Annotated in this window: 2 protein-coding genes and 1 pseudogene; all 3 read left to right on the top strand. The window is 71.7% G+C overall.

Annotated elements, in window-relative coordinates:
- Window positions 1-422, top strand: a pseudogene (locus HW445_RS27890) (DUF3558 domain-containing protein); the annotation flags it as partial.
- Between the two features lie 178 nt (window positions 423-600).
- Window positions 601-1,395 (top strand): DUF3558 domain-containing protein, encoded by a 795-nt coding sequence (locus HW445_RS27885; protein WP_218957451.1) that lies wholly within the window; start codon window positions 601-603, stop codon window positions 1,393-1,395.
- Between the two features lie 188 nt (window positions 1,396-1,583).
- The coding region (locus tag HW445_RS27880; protein WP_180223635.1) for a DUF2637 domain-containing protein at window positions 1,584-2,203 on the top strand (620 nt) is incomplete at its 3' end.

Raw genomic sequence — 2,203 nt, 5'->3', positions numbered from 1 at the left:
GCGCCGGGTCGTCCGCGGCCCCCGACGGCTCCGCCTCCCCCTCCGCCTCCGGCGCGGACGCCCCGGCGGACGAGAAGGACGGGACGGCCGGGAAGGGCGGGTCCGACGGTGCGGCCGGGGAGGACACCTCGCCCGCGTCCGGCTCCCCCGAGGGCTCCGCGGCAACCGGCGGCACGGCGGACCTCGGTCCGCGTTCCCTGGAGGAACTCGGCGACGAGGCCTTCCTCGACGACAGCCTCGGCGCCGCCGGAACCACCGCTTCCGAGCGCACCGTCACTGTGGTGTTCCGCACGTCCAACGTCATCGTGAAGATCGCTTACACAAGCCGCCCGACCTTGGCCGGTGAGACCACGGACGGTGAGGAAATGCAGGACAGGGCCCGTGAACTGGCCGCCGCGCTGGCCGAGGAACTGGTCGGCTGACACCCTGGCACAGCCGCCGCACATCTGTCCGGCGAACGCCTCGGCACGGGCGACGGGTCCCGCTCACCGCGTACCGTGATCTGCCGGACCGGGATCGACACCACACCCGCGGTCATCCGCCGGGTCGGGGGTATCCGGGTCCCGCAGGAGCCGAAGCGAAGCCGTGAGTGAAGGAACCATGCAGCGAGCGCACCGAGCCAACCGTCCCGTCCAGCGAGTCGTCCGCGCCCTGACGGGTGTGGCCGTGGTCCCCGTGATGCTCGTCGCCGCGGGGTGTTCCTCGGACGCGGAGCCGAAGGCCGACGCCAAGCAGAGCGCCGGCAGCAGCGAGTCCTCCGCCGAACCCTCGCCCTCGGTGGCGCCGGCCGCCTACAAGGAGCTGCCCGAGGCGTGCGACGCGCTGGGCAAGAAGACACTGGGCAAGCTGGTGCCCAAGGGCCTGAAGACCGAGAAGGCCGGCCGCACCGACGACGCCGGCACCCGCGGCAGCTGCACCTGGAACAGCCTCGACGACAACGGCGTGAAGGGCTCGCAGTACCGCTGGCTGAGCGTCTCGCTGCTGCGCTTCGACTCCAGCCAGGTGCGGGGCGCCGGCGAGGAGCAGGCCAAGGAGCAGTACGAGGCCCTGGTCGCCGACGCGAAGAAGACCGCGGACGCCAAGAAGGTCGCCGACAAGCCGGTCAAGGGGGTCGGTGACGAGGCCACCCTGGTCACCTACGACCTGAAGAAGAAGGAAGGCCTCTTCAAGCAGCAGACCGTGGTCGCCCTGGTCGAGAACGTCGTGGTGACGATCGACTACAACGGCGCGGGCCTGGCCGGCGAGGACGCCCCGAGCGTGAAGACGCTGAGCGGGCGGGCGGCCGACGCCGCCGAGGAGGCCGTCGCGAAGGTCGCCGCGGCGAACGGCGACGCCGCCTCCGGCTCCTCCGCCTCCCCGTCGGCGTCCGCCTCCGAGTCCGCCGCCAAGTCGTGACCTCCGGCTCCGACGCCTCATAGCGGGGGAAAACCCCGCCGCTCGGCCGTGCGAGACGTCCCGTACGTCCGGCACCGCCCGAGTCGCGCAGCACCTCGCGGGTGCCGGTGCGGTCGACCGACCGTCCGGCACCCGTACACATGTGCAACCCTGGTGCGCGCAACAGGACAGTCTGGAAGGGGAGTCGGGTGGCCGCGCCACAGCTCACACGGACGCATCGCATACTCATCGGGGTGGTGATCGCGGGCGCCGTGGTCATCGCCGCGATCGGCTTCGCCGGGTCGTACGCGGCCGTGAAGGAACTCGCCTTCCAGAAGGGCTTCGGGAACTTCAGTTACGTCTTCCCGATCGGCATCGACGCCGGCATCTGCGTGCTGCTGGCGCTGGATCTGCTGCTGACGTGGATCCGGATCCCGTTCCCGATGCTCCGGCAGACGGCCTGGCTGCTGACGGCCGCGACGATCGCCTTCAACGGCGCCGCGGCCTGGCCCGACCCGCTGGGCGTCGGGATGCACGCCATCATCCCGGTCCTGTTCGTGGTCGCCGTCGAGGCCGCCCGGCACGCCATCGGGCGGATCGCCGACATCACGGCCGACAAGCACATGGAGGGCGTCCGGGTCACCCGGTGGCTGCTGTCACCGGTGCCGACCTTCCTGCTGTGGCGGCGGATGAAGCTGTGGGAGCTGCGCTCCTACGAGGAGGTCATCAAGCTGGAGCAGGAGCGGCTGGTGTACCGGACCCGGCTGCGGGCCCGCTTCGGCCGCGCCTGGCGCCGCAAGGCCCCGGTGGAGTCGCTGATGCCGCTGCG

Origin of the sequence: Streptomyces sp. UH6 (assembly GCF_013421635.1) — a bacterium.
Taxonomy (GTDB): domain Bacteria; phylum Actinomycetota; class Actinomycetes; order Streptomycetales; family Streptomycetaceae; genus Streptomyces; species Streptomyces abyssomicinicus.
The sequence above is the reverse complement of the archived record's forward strand: the minus strand, read 5'-3'. Positions and strand labels throughout refer to the sequence as shown.

What these genes read in the sequence shown, in the direction of transcription:
- HW445_RS27885 (WP_218957451.1), top strand. Translation starts at nt 601, where the DNA reads ATGCAGCGAGCGCACCGAGCCAACCGTCCCGTCCAGCGAGTCGTCCGC.